The sequence below is a fragment of the Streptomyces sp. NPDC001663 genome (genome assembly GCF_042893105.1).
Lineage (GTDB): Bacteria > Actinomycetota > Actinomycetes > Streptomycetales > Streptomycetaceae > Streptomyces.
In genome coordinates, this window is sequence record NZ_JBIAUR010000013.1 from 1 (window position 1) to 15,141 (window position 15,141).

General features: G+C 68.9%; 15 protein-coding genes. 9 read left to right on the forward strand and 6 right to left on the reverse strand.

Annotated elements, in window-relative coordinates; all coding sequences use genetic code 11:
* From ACFY1L_RS35820 to ACFY1L_RS35830, 3 genes are all read left to right on the forward strand, one after another.
* A partial coding sequence (locus tag ACFY1L_RS35820) for a thiolase family protein (protein ID WP_388833671.1) occupies positions 1-1,170 on the forward strand: 1,170 nt, incomplete at its 5' end.
* A gap of 23 nt (positions 1,171-1,193) precedes the next feature.
* Positions 1,194-1,577, forward strand: a complete 384-nt coding sequence (locus ACFY1L_RS35825; protein WP_388833674.1) for a Zn-ribbon domain-containing OB-fold protein — start codon at positions 1,194-1,196, stop codon at positions 1,575-1,577.
* Positions 1,578-1,648: 71 nt separating this feature from the next.
* Positions 1,649-2,344 (forward strand): TetR/AcrR family transcriptional regulator, encoded by a 696-nt coding sequence (locus tag ACFY1L_RS35830; RefSeq protein ID WP_388833676.1) that lies wholly within the window; start codon positions 1,649-1,651, stop codon positions 2,342-2,344.
* 52 nt (positions 2,345-2,396) lie between these two features.
* Here the strand turns inward: ACFY1L_RS35830 and ACFY1L_RS35835 are convergent, their stop codons facing one another.
* Complete coding sequence (locus ACFY1L_RS35835; RefSeq protein ID WP_388833679.1) at positions 2,397-3,005, reverse strand: TetR/AcrR family transcriptional regulator; 609 nt, start codon at positions 3,003-3,005, stop codon at positions 2,397-2,399.
* 277 nt (positions 3,006-3,282) lie between these two features.
* Here ACFY1L_RS35835 and ACFY1L_RS35840 point away from each other — a divergent pair, with 277 nt between their 5' ends.
* From ACFY1L_RS35840 to ACFY1L_RS35860, 5 genes are all read left to right on the forward strand, one after another.
* A complete protein-coding gene (locus ACFY1L_RS35840; RefSeq protein ID WP_388833682.1) occupies positions 3,283-4,473 on the forward strand; it encodes a cytochrome P450 in 1,191 nt (396 codons plus the stop codon).
* A 32-nt stretch (positions 4,474-4,505) separates the two neighbouring features.
* On the forward strand, positions 4,506-4,718 hold the full coding sequence (locus ACFY1L_RS35845; RefSeq protein ID WP_388833685.1) for a ferredoxin: 213 nt from the start codon (positions 4,506-4,508) through the stop codon (positions 4,716-4,718).
* A 240-nt stretch (positions 4,719-4,958) separates the two neighbouring features.
* On the forward strand, positions 4,959-6,497 hold the full coding sequence (locus ACFY1L_RS35850) for a long-chain-fatty-acid--CoA ligase (RefSeq protein ID WP_388833688.1): 1,539 nt from the start codon (positions 4,959-4,961) through the stop codon (positions 6,495-6,497).
* A gap of 142 nt (positions 6,498-6,639) precedes the next feature.
* Positions 6,640-7,041 carry an SCP2 sterol-binding domain-containing protein gene (locus tag ACFY1L_RS35855; protein ID WP_388833691.1) on the forward strand — a complete coding sequence of 134 codons (402 nt, stop codon included), beginning with the start codon at positions 6,640-6,642 and terminating at the stop codon, positions 7,039-7,041.
* Positions 7,038-8,537 (forward strand): aldehyde dehydrogenase family protein, encoded by a 1,500-nt coding sequence (locus ACFY1L_RS35860; protein WP_388833693.1) that lies wholly within the window; start codon positions 7,038-7,040, stop codon positions 8,535-8,537. Before ACFY1L_RS35855 ends, ACFY1L_RS35860 begins: the two co-directional genes overlap by 4 nt.
* 149 nt (positions 8,538-8,686) lie before the next feature.
* On the opposite strand, the gene ACFY1L_RS35865 is transcribed toward ACFY1L_RS35860, so the two are convergent.
* Together ACFY1L_RS35865 and ACFY1L_RS35870 are read right to left on the reverse strand one after the other, a co-directional pair.
* The gene (locus ACFY1L_RS35865) at positions 8,687-9,346 is read right to left on the reverse strand and encodes a S1 family peptidase (protein ID WP_388833696.1); all 660 of its coding nucleotides are present in this window, start codon (positions 9,344-9,346) and stop codon (positions 8,687-8,689) included.
* Between the two features lie 333 nt (positions 9,347-9,679).
* Complete coding sequence (locus tag ACFY1L_RS35870) at positions 9,680-9,955, reverse strand: hypothetical protein (protein ID WP_388833699.1); 276 nt, start codon at positions 9,953-9,955, stop codon at positions 9,680-9,682.
* A gap of 359 nt (positions 9,956-10,314) precedes the next feature.
* Here ACFY1L_RS35870 and ACFY1L_RS35875 point away from each other — a divergent pair, with 359 nt between their 5' ends.
* Positions 10,315-10,983: a TetR/AcrR family transcriptional regulator gene (locus tag ACFY1L_RS35875; protein ID WP_388833702.1), complete on the forward strand. Its 669-nt coding sequence runs from the start codon at positions 10,315-10,317 to the stop codon at positions 10,981-10,983.
* Between the two features lie 96 nt (positions 10,984-11,079).
* Here the strand turns inward: ACFY1L_RS35875 and ACFY1L_RS35880 are convergent, their stop codons facing one another.
* From ACFY1L_RS35880 to ACFY1L_RS35890, 3 genes are all read right to left on the reverse strand, one after another.
* On the reverse strand, positions 11,080-12,279 hold the full coding sequence (locus tag ACFY1L_RS35880) for a TetR/AcrR family transcriptional regulator (protein ID WP_388833705.1): 1,200 nt from the start codon (positions 12,277-12,279) through the stop codon (positions 11,080-11,082).
* 113 nt (positions 12,280-12,392) lie between these two features.
* Positions 12,393-13,556, reverse strand: a complete 1,164-nt coding sequence (locus ACFY1L_RS35885) for a hypothetical protein (RefSeq protein WP_388833708.1) — start codon at positions 13,554-13,556, stop codon at positions 12,393-12,395.
* A gap of 12 nt (positions 13,557-13,568) precedes the next feature.
* Complete coding sequence (locus ACFY1L_RS35890) at positions 13,569-14,960, reverse strand: protoporphyrinogen/coproporphyrinogen oxidase (RefSeq protein WP_388833711.1); 1,392 nt, start codon at positions 14,958-14,960, stop codon at positions 13,569-13,571.
* Positions 14,961-15,141: the final 181 nt, after the last annotated feature.

The window sequence follows — 15,141 nt, forward strand, 5'->3', positions numbered from 1 at the left end:
GGTGTCCTGATGGGCGGCGCGGCGATCGCCGGGGTCGGTCTGACCGAGGTCGGCAAGGTGTACGGCCGCACGGCCGCGGAGTTCGCCGACGACGCGGTACGGCTCGCGGTGGCGGACGCCGGACTGAGACTCCGCGACGTGGACGGGCTTCTGATCAACCCCGGCAAGAGCCCGGATCTCGGTCTGAGCCTGGCCAAGAGGCTGGGACTGCGTGACCTCACCCTGCTCAGCGAGGTGCAGTCCTACGGTGCCTCCGTGAACATCATGGTGGCCCAGGCGGCGATGGCCGTGCGCACCGGCGCGGCGACCACGGTCGTGTGCGTCTTCGCGGACGCGCCGTTGCAGCAGAACGCGCGCTCCGGAGACGCGTACATGGCCAGTTCGCTCGGCGCCACCGGCTTCCGCAGCGCCGAGACCGCCGGCGGACTCACCACCGTGAACCACCGTTACGCGCTCGCCGCCTCCCGCTACATGGCGCACTACGGGGTCACCAACGACCACCTCGGCGCGGTCGCCGTCAGCCAGCGGAAGTGGGCGGCACTCAACCCCGCCGCCCAGTTCCGGACCCCGCTGACCCTGGAGGACTACCACCGGTCGCGCTGGGTGGTGAAGCCACTGCACTTGTTCGACTGCTGTCTGGTGTCCAACGGGGGAGCAGCCGTGGTCGTCACCACCGCCGAGCGCGCCGCGGACCTGCGCAGGCCACCGGCCCATGTGTGGGGCTGGGGCCAGGCGCACCCCGGACACACCTTGGAAAGGGACAGCATGTTCGGCCTGGTCACGGGCGCCGCCGCCTCGGGCGCAGCCGCCATGAAGATGGCCGGGATCACGCCGTCCGACGTGGATGTCCGGGAGATCTACGACTGCTACACCTACACGGTCCTGGTCACTCTGGAGGACTACGGCTTCTGCGCGAAGGGGGAAGCCGGTGAACTGGCGGCCTCCGGCGCGCTCGCACCCGGCGGCGCCCTCCCCACCAACACCGGGGGAGGACAGCTGTCCAGTTTCTACCTGTGGGGCATGACCCCGTTCCACGAAGCCGTCCTCCAGGCCCGCGGCACGGCCGGGGAACGACAGGTGCCGCGTCATGACACCGTCCTGGTCAGTGGCAACGGCGGCATCCTCGACCACCACTCCACGATGATCCTCAGCCCACACCCCCGCACCTGAACCGTGCCTGAAGGGAGATCCTCATGAACCCCGACCCCATCGCCTGGAGGGACGAGGAGTCCGCAGTCTGGTTCGCGGGGCTCGTCGTGGGCGCGTTGCTGATCCGTCGCTGTGACGACTGCGGTCATCACGGCCGGCCTGACGCCGTGGCGTGCACGGCCTGCGAGTCCCGCACCCTGCGCTGGGTCGAGGCCGTGGGCACGGCGCGGGTCGTGGCCACCGTGGCGACCCCGGAACAGAACGGAGGCCACACGATCCAGGCACTCGTGGAACTCACCGAAGGACCTTGGCTGTTCGTACCGATCATCGGGACCTACAGCGCTCCGGCCCCGGGGACACCCCTGACCCTGACCATCCTGCGCCCGCCCGAGGGGGAACCGATTCCGGCTTTCACGGTTGCCGCCTGACTGATCGTTCGTACGGTCAGCGCAGGCGATAGGCTGAGGACGCTCGTGTCCTGAACTGGAGGGTTTCTCACATGGCTGCTAGGCGGGTAGGGGCCGGAAGGTCTGGCCTCATCCTGGATTCGTTCACCCGTCGGGTGGCCCAGTACGGCTACGACGGCACCAACTTCAGCGACATCGCAGCCGAGCTGGGCATTTCCAAGGGCACCATCGTCCACCACTACGGCACGAAGGACCGCCTGCTCGCGAGCCTGCACGAGTCCTATATGCGGCGTCGGCTCGCCGAGGCGTACCTGATCCTGAACCGGCTGTCCTCACCGTCGGAGCAACTCGCGGGCCTGCTCTTCTCCTTCATGCTCTACCACGAGCATGATCGTGACGCCACGGTCGCCTTCCAGCGGGAGATCTCCCGGCTGGCGGACCAGGAGGCCATGAGCGAGGGATTGCGTCTGCGCGGGGAGTACCTCGAACTCGTACGAGGAGTCCTGCGCAAGGGCATGGAAAGTGGTCAGTTCCGCCAGGGGGATCCGAAGATCCAGAGTCTGCTCGTCATGGGGTCGGCCCAGTGGGCCTGGACCTGGTTCGACCCGGCCGGACCGCACACGGCGGACGAGGTCGGCTCCAGCCTCGTCGACATGGTGCTCGGCGGCCTGCTCGTCCGCCCCGGTGCCGTATCGGGGCTCGCGGACCCCGATGGCGCTGTGCTGAAGGTCGTCCGCTCGTGTTTCTCCGATGCCGCGTCACCTGACGAACGGCCGGAGACGGCCTGAGCGCGGGTGCAGGGTCAGGGAGGGTCTCGTCTGCCCTTCCCCGTCCGGCCGGTCAGTCCTCCACGGTTGACCGGGGGCGCCATGCGTCGACGAAACGGCGGATCATCGTTTCCATCCGCTCGCGGGTGTAGGTCTCCGGGTCGAGGGCGGTGGCGACGCCGAGTCCGTCCACGAAGATCCTGACGGCTTCGGACGCCTCCTGTACCCCGTGGGGTGGGTCGAGCAGGCCTGCGGTGTGGCAGTCCGCCAGGAGGTCTCGCATGACCGCGAAGACGGCGTGGTGTTCGCGCAGTATGACCTGGGCGAGTTCGGCGTTGTCGGCGATGCGGCCCAGGAAGCTCAGCCAGATCTTGAAGTCGAGGGTGGCGGCCTCGTCGACCGGAAGGGTGCGCAGCAGCGTGCGGATCAGGCGCTCGACGGGGTCGGGCTGTTCTTGCGGTGTGGGGATGAACTCCGACTCCCGTTGGAGGGCGAGTCGGTAGGCGAAGAGCAGCAGGTCGTCGTGGTCCTTGAAGTAGTGGGCGATCACTCCGCGGGTCCAGCCGGCCTCGGCGGCCACCGCCCTGACCGACGCGCCCTCGACGCCGTCGCGTGCCACGACGGTCCATACCGCCTGCGCCAGTTCGACCTTGCGTGCGTCGCGGTCGACGATCTTCGGCAAGGCAACCCCCGTAGGTGATCCATTTTTGGCGGAGCCTAACACCCTGTCCACGCGCCTCGGGCGGTGAGGGTTCGGCCGGACAGACAGACGCGCCTCCCTCTTGTCAAGCGACACCCCACGCGTTTTAATGACAGTGTCATTTTAACGGGTCTTCGCTTCTGCGACGTGTTTGCCCGAGTGGCAAGTCTGCCTTCATGCCGTTGTCGCGGATGGAGATTCCGTGCCGGCGCACTGTTGGCCGCCGTATCGCGGCGGCCCCACCCGCGAGGTTGTCCTGATGGCTATTTCCGTACCCGAAGTGAACCTCACCACCGAACTGCTCATCGAGGAGCCGTGGGCTCCGCTGGGGCTCGTCCCGCCCGGGACCGAGGTCGTGCGCTCGCCCCGCGGCCTCGAAGTCCTGACCTACGAGGCGTGTGCCGCGGTGCTGCGTGACACGAACCTCGGCTGTGGGCTCCCCGAGATGTTCATGGCCTCGGGTGTCACCGACGAGCGTCCGCTGAAGGTGGCGACCGAGAGCGTCAACAACGCCGAAGGGGAACGTCATGTGCGGCTTCGTACCGCGATGGGCTCGTTCTTCGTCCCAGCCCGAGTGGAGGCGGTGCGCGGTCAGCTGCGCCAGATGATCGACGACCTGCTCGACAAGGCCGAGCGGCCGGAGGGGTTCGACCTGGCCGACGAGGTGATCAAACACATCCCCGCGAAACTGTTCGCCCTGCTCCTCGGCGTCGACGAGAGTGAGAGCGAGTTCATCGGGCGTATCTCCGAGGAGATCATCGCGGTGTTCTCCATGGACCCCGAGGTGCAGGACTCGGTCCGTCGGGCCTACCAGGAGGAGGACGCCTGGGTCGAAGCCCTGCTCAGCCGTCCCGGGGCGGCCGAGGGCGACAACCTGGTCGCCCACCTGCTCGCCCAGCAGGCGGCGGGGAAGCTGGACGCCGAAGAGGTCCACAACGCGGTGATCACCAATCTCTCCGCCAGTGTGGACACCACGCAGACCCTGGCCGGCCTGATGATGTGGTCGTTCATCGAGAACCCCGACCAGTGGGAGCTGCTGCGGTCCGACATGTCCCTGGTTCCCGGCGCGGTGCGGGAGGCGTCCCGCTGGCGGCCGGGCACCCCCTACATTTTCCGCATCGCCTTGACCGACACCGAGGTGCGCGGCGTTCCCGTGAGCGCGGGTGATCCCATCTTCGCGTCTGTCGGGTCGGCCAACCGCGATCCGAAGGCCTTCGCGGATCCGGAGCGCTTCGACATCAGCCGCACGGGTGCGCCCGGCGCCCTCAACTGGTCGGTCGGCCGGCACTTCTGCCTGGGCAGGATGTTCGCCGTGATGGAGATGGAGGAACTGCTGCGGGCCACCGCGACCCGCTACAGCCGCCTGCGCCACGCCGACCCCGACGCGGCGGCGGCAGCCCCCTACATGAGCCCGATGAAGTCGCTGCCCGTCATCGCCGACGCCGTCTGAGACGCCGTCACCGACCAGGTTGGGGAACCACCATGAAGATCATCGCTGAGACCGCGAACTGCGTCGGCGCCGGAATGTGCGCCAACGTGGCACCCTCGGTGTTCGACATCGACGCGGGCACCGGCCTCGTCCGCGTCCTGACGGAGGCAGGAGACGTACCCGCCGACCAGGTGGGCGCGGTCTCCGACGCCATCGCCGTCTGCCCCGCCCAGGCCCTGCAATGGGCCCAGGACGACGGAGCGTAACCCACCTCCGGCGCGCACGTTCGCCGCGGGCCCTGGTGTCGGGAAGGGGCGCACCGACCCGACCCACTCAGGCGCCCGCGGCGGGCGCTGGAACCCTCGCTCCGTCAGCCTCATGTGATGCCCCGTGACGGCCGTAGCGGCCTGCGATCTCTCGATCCGCCTCGGGGCTTGTGCTCGTATCTACGCCCTCATAGACTGACCGTACGTACGGTCTGCACACGCCTCAATGAGGAGGCTCTCTTGACCACAGACAATTTCGGCGTCTTCGCGACAGTCGAGCGCTGGTCCACCGAAACCCCGCACCGCGAAGCGCTCGCCTTCGGTGACCGCAGCTGGACGTGGTCGCAGCTCGATGAACGGGTGCGCCGCGCCGCGGGCGCGCTCCGGGCGGCGGGGCTGGGCCCAGGGGACCGCTTCGCGACCCTGGACAAGAACCATCCCGCATGCCTGGAACTCACGCTCGCGGCGTCACTCGTCGGTGCTGCCAACGCGGTTGTCAACTTCCGGCTCTCACCGGACGAACTCGCCCACGTTCTACACGATTCGACCGCGCAACTCATCGTTGTGGGCGCCGAGTTCGCCGGGACGGTCGAACAGCTCCGGGAACGGCTGCCGAAGGTCCGGACGGTCGTCGTACTCGGGGGAGAGGGCGACGAGTACGAGGACTGGCTCGCCGACGCGGAGCCGGTGACCGAGCCGAGGCTGGCGGCGCCCGAGGAGTGTTTCCTCCAGCTCTACACCTCGGGCACCACCGGTTGGCCGAAGGGGGCGATGCTTACCCAGCGGGGCATGCTCGCGCACGCCGCAGCCGTCGCACCCGCCTACGCGATGGACGAGAACACGGTCAACGTCGTGGCCATGCCCCTGTTCCATGTCGGCGGCACCAGCTGGGCGTTGGGAAGCATGAGCGTCGGTGCCAGGACGGTCGTGGTCCGGGAACTCGTCCCCGCCACATTGCTGGACCTGATCGAGGCCCGGTCGGCGACGCACGCGTTCCTCGTTCCCGCGGTCATCCAGATGCTGCTCGGGGACGAGGCCCGGGCCCGCGCGGTGCTGGGCGGGCTGAAGGTGCTCTGCTACGGGGGGTCACCCATGCCCCTGCCGCTGATGGAGCGCGTGTTGAGCGTCCTGCCCACACCCCTCTACTCGGTGTACGGCATGACGGAGTTGTCCGGGGTCCTCGGCGTCCTGCGTCCCGACGAGCACCGCGACGAGCGGCGCGGGCATCTGCTCGCATCCGCCGGACGGGCCCTGCCCGGCAACGAGTTGAGGGTCGTGGACCCCGCGACGGGCAAGGACGTCGAGCCGGGGCAGGTTGGTGAGTTCTGGGTGCGTTCCGAGCAGGTGATGGCCGGCTACTGGAACATGCCCGAGGCGACGCGGCAGGCGATCACCTCGGACGGCTGGTTGTGCACCGGTGATGCCGGGCGCGTCGACGACGACGGGTACCTCTACATCGAGGACCGGGTCAAGGACATGATCATCACCGGGGGTGAGAACGTCTACCCGGCGGAGGTGGAGCGGATCCTGCTCATGCATCCCGCCGTCGCCGAGGTCGCCGTGATCGGGGTTCCGCACGAGAAGTGGGGGGAGACCGTCAAGGCGCTCGTGGTTCCCCACGGTGAGTTCACACTCGACGAGTCGGAGCTCATCACCTTCAGCCGCGACCGGCTCGCCCACTACAAGTGTCCGACGTCGATCGCGTCGGTCATGGCCCTGCCACGCAATCCGACCGGGAAGATCCTCAAGCGCGAGCTGCGAGCGAGGTTCCAGGCCTGACGGCGACGCCGTCCCGGCAGGTGCGAGCCGACCATTCTTGACCGTTCGTACGGTCGAGTGCATCCCCATCAACAGAGCCAGCATTCACCTGTCGGACCGACGACTGATCGGTCCGGCCGTGCTGGGGAAAGAGGGTTCGACGGTGAGTTACTTTTCCAGTGCCGAGGAGATCTACAAGTACCTCGGCGGCGTCTTCCTGGTCGCCAATGACACCGACGGCGTGGGCGATCAGCTGCGGGCGGGAAACCTCGTCCTGCGGATCGACTACTCCGCTCCGACCGCCTCCATCACCGTGGTGCTCAAGGAGCCGGCCATCGAGGTCATCGAGGGTGAATCAGACCTGACACCCGACATCCGGATGTCGATGTCCGGCGACAACGGCAACAAGTTCTGGCGAGGCGAGTACAACGTCGCCGTGGGACTGGCCAAGGGCCAGGTCAAGGCCAAGGGCCCGGTGTCCAAGATCCTCAAACTGATCCCCATGACGAAGCCGGTCTTCCCGCTCTACCGCGAGCTGGTCGCCGAGAAGGACGCTGCCCTGTGAAGCACTACCTGATGTACATCGACGGGGAATGGGTCGACACCGCCGACCGGTTCGAGATCGTCAACCCGGCGACCGAGGAAGTGGTGGCCACCGCCGCCCATGGCACGGTAGTCCACGCCGACCAGGCCGTGGCCGCGGCCCTGCGCGCCCATCGCGAGGGCGAGTGGCGGCTGACTCCGCCCGAGGAGCGGGCCGCGGTCATGACCCGGATGGTCGACCTGCTCAACGAGCGCATGGACGACCTGGTCGAGCTGCACGTCGCGGAGAACGGCGTGACCGTCCGCCAGGCCATGGCCTTCCACGTCGGCTTCTCGATATCCCATCTGCAGTACTTCGCCGACCTGGCCCGTGCCTACCCCTTCGAGGAGCCGGGACCGCTGCTGGGTTACCCCACCGCCGCCGCCGGCGTCGTCCGCAGGGAACCGATCGGCGTCGTGGCGGGGATCGTGCCCTGGAACTTCCCGCTGCTGCTCGCGGTGTGGAAGCTCGGTCCGGCGCTCGCCGCCGGGAACTGCGTCGTGATGAAGCCGGACGAGAAGACCCCGGCGACCCTGCTCGAACTGGCCAGGGCAGCCCACGACGCGGGCCTGCCGCCGGGAGTCCTGAACATCGTCACCGGTGACGGGAAAGAGGTCGGTGCCCGCCTGGCCGCCCACCCGGACGTGCGCAAGATCGCCTTCACCGGATCCACCGCCGTCGGGCGTGAGATCGCGCGTCTGGCCGCCGACAACGTCAAACGCGTCACGCTGGAACTCGGCGGCAAGGGTCCGAACATCGTGCTGCCCGACGCGGACGTGGACACCGCGGTGGACGCGGCGCTGTTCGCGTGCTGCCTCTACCAGGGGCAGGCCTGTGAGTCGGGCACCCGCCTGCTGCTGCCGGACGCCCTGCACGACGAGTTCGTGGAGAAGCTCGTGGCTCGCGCGGCGGCCGTCCGGGTCGGTGACCCGGGCGACTTCGACACCGACATGGGGCCGATCATCTCCGCCAGACAGAAGGGCCGGATCGAGGAGTACCTCGACCTCGGAGTCAAGGAGGGCGCCACGATCGCTTTCCAGGGCGTCACCCCTGACGGGCCGGGCCACTGGGTCGCACCGACGATCTTCACCGGCGTCACCAACGACATGCGCATCGCCCGCGAGGAGATCTTCGGCCCGGTGCTGTGCGTGCTCCGCTACTCCACGGTGGACGAGGCCGTCGAGATCGCCAACGACACCGAGTACGGGCTGTCGGCGGGTGTCTGGGGCGAGGACATCGACGCGGCTCTCGACGTGGCGAACCGCATCGAGAGCGGCACGGTGTGGGTGAACGACTGGCACATGGTCAACGCCCGGTACCCGTTCGGCGGTTACAAGCAGAGCGGTATCGGCCGGGAGCTGGGACCGCGTGCTCTCGACGAGTACACGGAAGAGAAGTTCGTGCACATCGACCTGTCGCGCAGTCGTGACCGACGCGTCTACGACCTGGTGATTCCGCGGGCGGACGAGGCGCAGTGAGGCGGCCGTGCCGGTCGGCCTCCGGCCGATGAGCAGATGAGAGGTGAGTGCGAGGGGGCTGTCCCAGGGGCCGGCCCCCTCGCTCGTGCGGCGTTGCCCGGGACACCTCACCGGTCGGACAAGCCCTCCGGGGGTCCGCGAGCAGGCGCTCAGGCGCCCGTGACCTCCCTGATCCAGGCGCGATGGGAAGCGACGCTGCTGTACTGGTTCGGTCCGAACAACACGCCGACCTGCCTGCCCTTGTAGAAGGCCGGGCCGCCGGAGTCGCCCCCTTCGGTGCCTCCACTGACCTTCTTGATCCAGATGGCACGGCCGATGATGTCGTCGTGCTTGACGGACGTCACGCGGGCCGTGGCCGTGTGCAGGTTTTTCGGACGGGGCGCTGAGGAACCGTATCCATAGATGTCGACGACCGCGCCGCGGGCCGGATCCGCCGCCGCGAGCTTGATGTGCGGCGCCTTGACGGGCTTGGCGAGCCGAAACAGCGCCACGTCGTCGATGCCGTCCGTGTCGAGGTGCCGGATCTTCGTCACGGCGACCTTTGTGCCGTGCCCGATGCGTACGGAGCCGACGCGAACCGACATCGTGCCCGGATCGTCGTTGTAGCAGTGGTAGGCGGTGAGCACCCACCGGTCGGTCAGCATCGTGCCCGTGCAGGCGAAGTGACCGTCGTTGTAGACCTGAACGGCCCAGGGCGCGGCCGACACCGGGCTGCCGCCGCTGATCGCGTGGGCGGCGGCCGAGGGAAGCGCGGAGGCGACGGCGAGCCCCGCGGTGGCGGCGATGGCGAGTCGCTGGAGGTGGCGCATGAGAGTACTCCTCGCTGGGCGGAGCGTCCGAAGACATCGGGCCGGGGCGGGCGCCACCGACCTGTTTCCACCTTGGGGGAGGCGAGGCAGAGGGGGCCTCGGCCTTATGGCCGGACATGACCTCGCGAATGGGCTACATGTCGATGAAAGACTCAGTCTTTCGGCCGGATGCCGAGCTGCTCCGCATCTCACGCGGGTGTCCCGTACCCTTCCGGCACGGGTGAATGTGCGGGACCCTGACACCGCCGTGATCGGCATCACCTGTGAACGGGTCTGGCGTCCTGGCCGACGCGGCACGGTTCGACGTCGGTTCCGCGGATGCCCTGGCCATGGTCAGGGTGCGGCGACGTAGATGGACCTGGTCTCGGCCTTCCGGGCGTTCAATGCTGTCAGGGCGCGCTTGCCGCCCGGCGTGGTCGCCAGCTGCCGGAGGACGGTGCGGGCTGCCTGGTCCCGGCGGGTCTGCGGCACGAAGGTCACCAACTCCTCGCGGCCCAGGTGCTGTTGAGCGGCGATGAACGGCCGCATGCGCTGCTCCCACTCCCGCAGCGCCCGGGTGGGGTTGCCCTCGTTGCGCCGCAGGCGTGCCGAGCAGGTCCGCGCCCGCAAGGCCGTTGGAGGCGCCCATGCCGGCGTAGACGTCACGCACCAGGCGGCGTCGCCCAGCCGATCTCGTGCAGGCGCAGGGCTGTGGCCAGGCCTCCTATGCCCATGCCGACGATCAGGGCGCGCGGCTTGCTCATGGCGGTCATCGCTCCTTTTCCAAGGTGCGTAGTCGTGTACGGCGGCCGGGTATCCGGCCCAGGTGCTCCTGCCCCGACTTCCTGCCCGATTCGCTCGTCCGTGACAGCCCTCCCGGCTGTCTCCCGGACGTGAACAAATAAGCGGAGATGGATTCTCCACTTGTCATCTTCACCGTAGCTCGATTACCGGAGGTGCTATCTCCACTTCGGGGTTACGGTGCAGCCATGAGCCGCAGAAATCCAGCCACTTCGCTCGCCGGGACGCCGATCTCGCGCCCCCTGAGGGCGGATGCGGAACGCAACCGGAAGCGCATCGTCGCCGCCGCTCAGCAGGTCTTCGCGGAGCGCGGACTGGCGGTCACCCTCGATGACATCGCCCATCACGCCGGCGTCGGTGTCGGCACGGTGTACCGCCGTTTCGCCAACCGTGAGGCGCTCATCGAAGCCGTCCTGGAAGACGGCGTCCGGCGTCTGGTCGCGGTGGCGGAGGCCGCGCTCACCCGAGAGGACGCCTGGGACGGCTTCAGGGAGCTGTTCCTGACCGCCGCCCGGGAGTTCGCCGAGAACCGCGGACTGAGGGAAGTCCTGCTGGACAGTGCGCAAGGGGGGACACAGGTTGCGTCCGCCCAGGACGATCTCATGCCCGTGGTGGCAGCGGTCGTCGGGCGTGCCCAGGAGGCCGGCGCACTTCGCGAGGACTTCGAGGCGATGGACTTCCCGCTCGTCCAGCTCATGCTCGGATCCGTCACCGAGCGCTCTCGGGAGGTGGCCCCGGACCTGTGGACGCGCTACGCCACCCTCCTGCTTGACGGCCTGCGCCGCGACCAGTCCGAGCCGAGCCCGCTGCCCCACCGATCGCTCAGTCAGCAGGAGTACGACCAGACGCTGAAGTGACCTGCCGGGACCGGATGCCGAGCCGCGACCGCCGTTGAAGCACTGACCCCTTTGATTGCCCCACGCGCCTGTCGCAGCATCCGCCCCCGCGGTGCGTCAGGCCACGGGACTCGTCGTCGGCACCAGGGCGTGGAGCAAAGGAAGAGCGACCGCGCGGTGGTGGTCACCCGGGTCGATCTCCTGATGGAGGCCGAGACCGAGAATCGTCGCGGCGGCGGCGTCCACCGACGCCCCGGCGGCGGGGGAAAGCGCTGTGGCGATGATCGCGTGCAGTCGACGGCTCACATCGGCCAGGGCCCCTCGGACCGGCCCCTCGTCGGGCTCGCCGAGTTGCAGGGCGAGCAGAAGGTGGAAGTCGAGGCCGCGTGCGGGGTCCAGCAGCGCCTCTGCCACGGCCGGCAGTGTCGGGGCCGGTAGGCGTTCCAGGCGTCGAAGCACAGGGTCACAGCCTTCGAGGACGGTCTGCGCCAGGAGATCCTGGCGTCCCTCGAAGTGGTGGCGGATGGCGCCGGTCGTACAGTCCGCGGCGCGGGCGATCTCGCGCAGGGTGGCCCCGGCCAGGCCGGAGTGGTGAAGGACCTCGCGGGTCGCCTCGATCAGCACTCTGCGGCGATCCGGAGCTGACGCCACCTCACCGGGGGCGCGGCCCACGGAGAGTTCGACGGAGCTTGTCGGCGAAGGCGTGAGCCGGCTCGGTGCCGGTGGCGTCGGCATGAGAAGCCGGTCCACCAGGTACGACATGGCTTCCCGAATTCTCCCGAGGTCGCCGGACTGCCGAGTGGTGTCCAGGAACAGGCCGTCCTGAAAGGCCAGGAGCAACTCGGCGAGCGAAACCGTCTGCGGGACGGAGTCGATGCCACGTTCCTCGGCCGCTGTGCGGAGGCGGTCGGCGATGAGGCCCCGCCACTGGTGGAAGCGGTCGCGGAAGTGGCCGGCGCTCCCCTCGTGTTGCAGCGAACTGGCCAGGAACGACAGGTAGACGACTGCCTCCATGTCGCGGGTCCGGTCGAAAGGCAGCGTCGCTTCCAGCGCGGCCTGCAGTGCCAGCGCGCTGGTCGTCTCGCCGGCTGCCCGGGCGAGGCGGGTTTCCACCGCGGTGACCGCTTGGTCGAACGCGAACCGCATCAACTCGCGCTTGTCGCGAAAGTAGTGGGTGAGGACCCCGGTCGAGCAGCCTGCCTCGTCCGCGATCTTGCGGAGGCTGGTCTGTTCCAGTCCTTCTCGCTCGATGACCGCCCAGGTGGCGCGGGCCACCATGGCCCGCCGGTCGTCGGGGAAGTCGTGTCGGCTCGTCATGGGAGCCATTGTCGACGATCCGCGTGAGCTGTGGCGCAGGGCACCCGAAGCTCGCGCCGGGTGCCCTGCCGTTCCCCCGTGGTCCCCATACGGCAGCCTCCGGGATGCCCTTCCTACGTGTCTCCCATGGCCACCAGCCGACCGGAGGCCGGCTCGGCCTCTGTCCGCCCGGCGGGCAGGAGCAGCGCGAGGAGCAATGCGACGGCCATCGACAATCCGGCCATCAGCGCCAGTCCGGACCCGTCTGCGTGGGTCATCACCACTCCCGCGATACCCGGCCCGAGCGCCGCACCGAGGGAACTGCCGGTGGCGACGACGGCGGCGAGCCGTCCGGACGGGTCACGGCCGGCGGCATAGACCAGTTGCACGACGAGGACCCCCGCCGTGCCGACGGCCCAGACGAACTGGCTGGCGGCCCAGCCGAACTGACCGCTGACGAGTGTGGCCCCGAGCTTGCCGACGGTGTTGATCGCGAGCGCGATGGCCAGGACCCTCTCCGCACGGCGCCGGAGAGGAAAGCCGCTGAGGGCCGCGGCGACCGCCAACGACATCAGGATCGACGACGCCAGGACGATGGAGGCACCGTTCGACGAGTACCCGCCGTGCCGCATGCCGAGGTCCTTGGCGTAGGCGTACGCGCCGACGTCACTGAGGCCGAACAGCATCGAGATCAGCAGGACCTTCACCATCAGTGAGCGTCCGTCGGACGAGGCCTGGGACGTAGTGACCGGGCGGGCAGTCGGAGGAGGCAGCCACCGACAGGCGACCCCGGCCACGAAGAACACCAAGCCCAGCCCGGCCAATGTCATCGCTCCCGTCCCGGCGACGTGCGGGACAAGGGGCAACAGCGCCGTCAGCAGAGCGATGAACACGATCCCGATCATGGACATCAGAGCCGCGGCGCGGCTGGGGTCCTCGGTCGCGGTGACACACGCGTTGGCGATCACCGCGGACACCCCCGCCCCGCAGCCCGCCACGATCAGCAGGCCGGTGAGGGCGGGGCCCGGTGGGGTGAAGGCGGCCGTGAAGAGGGCCACCCCCGCGATGACGGCCGCCGTCGTCGCGAACGGCCGGCGCAGCGGGGAGGCGGCCGCCGGAGCCGCAAGCGCGGCGGCTCCGGCGGCCGCCAGCAGCGCGAGGGTGGCCAGAACGCCGACGTCACCACCGCTCATACCTCGGTGCTCTTCGAGATCGGTGACCCATACGGGGAGCAGCTGGATGAGCCCGACTCCGACCAGGTACGCGGACGAGACCGCCGTCATGACGCCGACGCGCATGGCCCGCTCCCGCTACTCGACGCCGGCCGCGGAGCGGCTGCCGAGGATCCGCTGTGCCGCGATGACACCGGTCATGTGCGCCGACCCGACGGTGCAGCTCTCGAGCCAGTCTCCGGCCAGCGCGAGCCGCTCGGGCAGCGGCTCGGCCTGGAAGGCGGCCTTACGCTTCTGATAGCCCACGGGATACGTACACAGGCCGACGTCGTTGCGGGACAGGAACCGGTCACTGACCGTGGCCTCGGCCGCGCCGGGGATCACCCGGCACAGTTCGGCCCACGCGGTGTCGAGCACGTCGTCGTCGGACTTGCCGAGCAGCCGTTCGCACTCGCCGCCCTTCATCTCGCCGTACACCAGCACGCCGTCGTCGATGCGCCGGTAGTGGAAGTTGCTGATCACGTCGTATCCCTCGGCGGTGGGGAGCAGCAGGCCGACCCCCTCACGCGCCACCGCCGACGCGGCTCCGTCCGCCTCGCTGTCGTCCAGGTCGTCCAGCAGGAAGTAGGTGATGTGGTGGCCCCGGTAGGTGATCCAGTCCAGGAACTCCGTCTGGGCGGCGGGCAGCGTGATGCCGTTGAGCAGTTCACGCGTCTGCGGTGCGGGGATCGCGACGATGACCGCGTCGGCCTCGATCTGCTCTCCGTCCACCTCGACTCGCGCCTTGTCGGCCAGTACCTCGAGCCGGGAGACCGTGGCTCCCGTGCGGACCTCGCACCCGGGATCTGCCGACAGCCGCTCGCCCAGGTGATGCGTCAGGGCGCCGACGCCCCGTTCGGCGAAGGACCACCAGGTGAGCTTCGCCGACTTGTCACTGCGCACGCGGACCGGGCCCAGGGAGGCCAGCAGCCAGGCGAGTGAGTAGTCGCCGGCCTCGTAGCCGCAGAACATCTGCATGGTCGGCTCGACGACGTAGTCGGTGAACACCGGTGCCCACTTGCGCAGGTGGGCGCAGGCGTCGATCTCGTCGAGTTCGGCGATCGCGGCCTCGGCCTTCTGGGGCGAGCTGCTGTGCACTCGCTGGGACAGCGGCAGCAGCCGGGCCAGGTTGGCCTTCTCCGTGAGCGGGATGCCCTTCGCGGCGAGCAGGCCCGACGCGGTGAACTCGTCGACTTCCACGAGCCCGTCGCCGCGGACGATCCGTTCGCTGTGCGCGTCGGACAGGTCGAGCAGCCCGTCGCCTCCGGTTCCGCGGATCCCCAGTTCCTTGCTCAGCTCGACGAGGTTCTCGTCCGCCTCGTGGAAGGCCATCGCACCGGTGATGAGCCACTCGTCGTGCCAGTTCACCGACCGGCAGCGCCCACCGAGCGTCTCGTCGGCCTCCAGGAGGGTCACCTCCACTCCAGCAGAGCGCAGCTCATGGGCTGCGCCGAGTCCGGCGATTCCGCCGCCGACGACGATGACGTGCATGGATCCTCCAAGGCAGTGACAGGGAGATGGCCAGGTCGGCGGACACAGACGGCGCCGACGCTCTCGGATGGAATGCGATGCGCGGTTGGACGGCCTCTCGCGGCCGGGCAACCGAGGGGAAACAAGAAGAAACAAACCGGGCGGAAGCCCTTGGGGTGCCGTTACATTACAACTGTTGTGA

Coding starts and splice junctions, on each gene's coding strand:
- ACFY1L_RS35890 (WP_388833711.1), bottom strand. CDS start 14,960: ATGCACGTCATCGTCGTCGGCGGCGGAATCGCCGGACTCGGCGCAGCC.
- ACFY1L_RS35840 (WP_388833682.1), top strand. CDS start 3,283: ATGGCTATTTCCGTACCCGAAGTGAACCTCACCACCGAACTGCTCATC.
- ACFY1L_RS35845 (WP_388833685.1), top strand. CDS start 4,506: ATGAAGATCATCGCTGAGACCGCGAACTGCGTCGGCGCCGGAATGTGC.
- ACFY1L_RS35880 (WP_388833705.1), bottom strand. CDS start 12,279: ATGACGAGCCGACACGACTTCCCCGACGACCGGCGGGCCATGGTGGCC.
- ACFY1L_RS35830 (WP_388833676.1), top strand. CDS start 1,649: ATGGCTGCTAGGCGGGTAGGGGCCGGAAGGTCTGGCCTCATCCTGGAT.
- ACFY1L_RS35825 (WP_388833674.1), top strand. CDS start 1,194: ATGAACCCCGACCCCATCGCCTGGAGGGACGAGGAGTCCGCAGTCTGG.
- ACFY1L_RS35885 (WP_388833708.1), bottom strand. CDS start 13,556: ATGCGCGTCGGCGTCATGACGGCGGTCTCGTCCGCGTACCTGGTCGGA.
- ACFY1L_RS35865 (WP_388833696.1), bottom strand. CDS start 9,346: ATGCGCCACCTCCAGCGACTCGCCATCGCCGCCACCGCGGGGCTCGCC.
- ACFY1L_RS35875 (WP_388833702.1), top strand. CDS start 10,315: ATGAGCCGCAGAAATCCAGCCACTTCGCTCGCCGGGACGCCGATCTCG.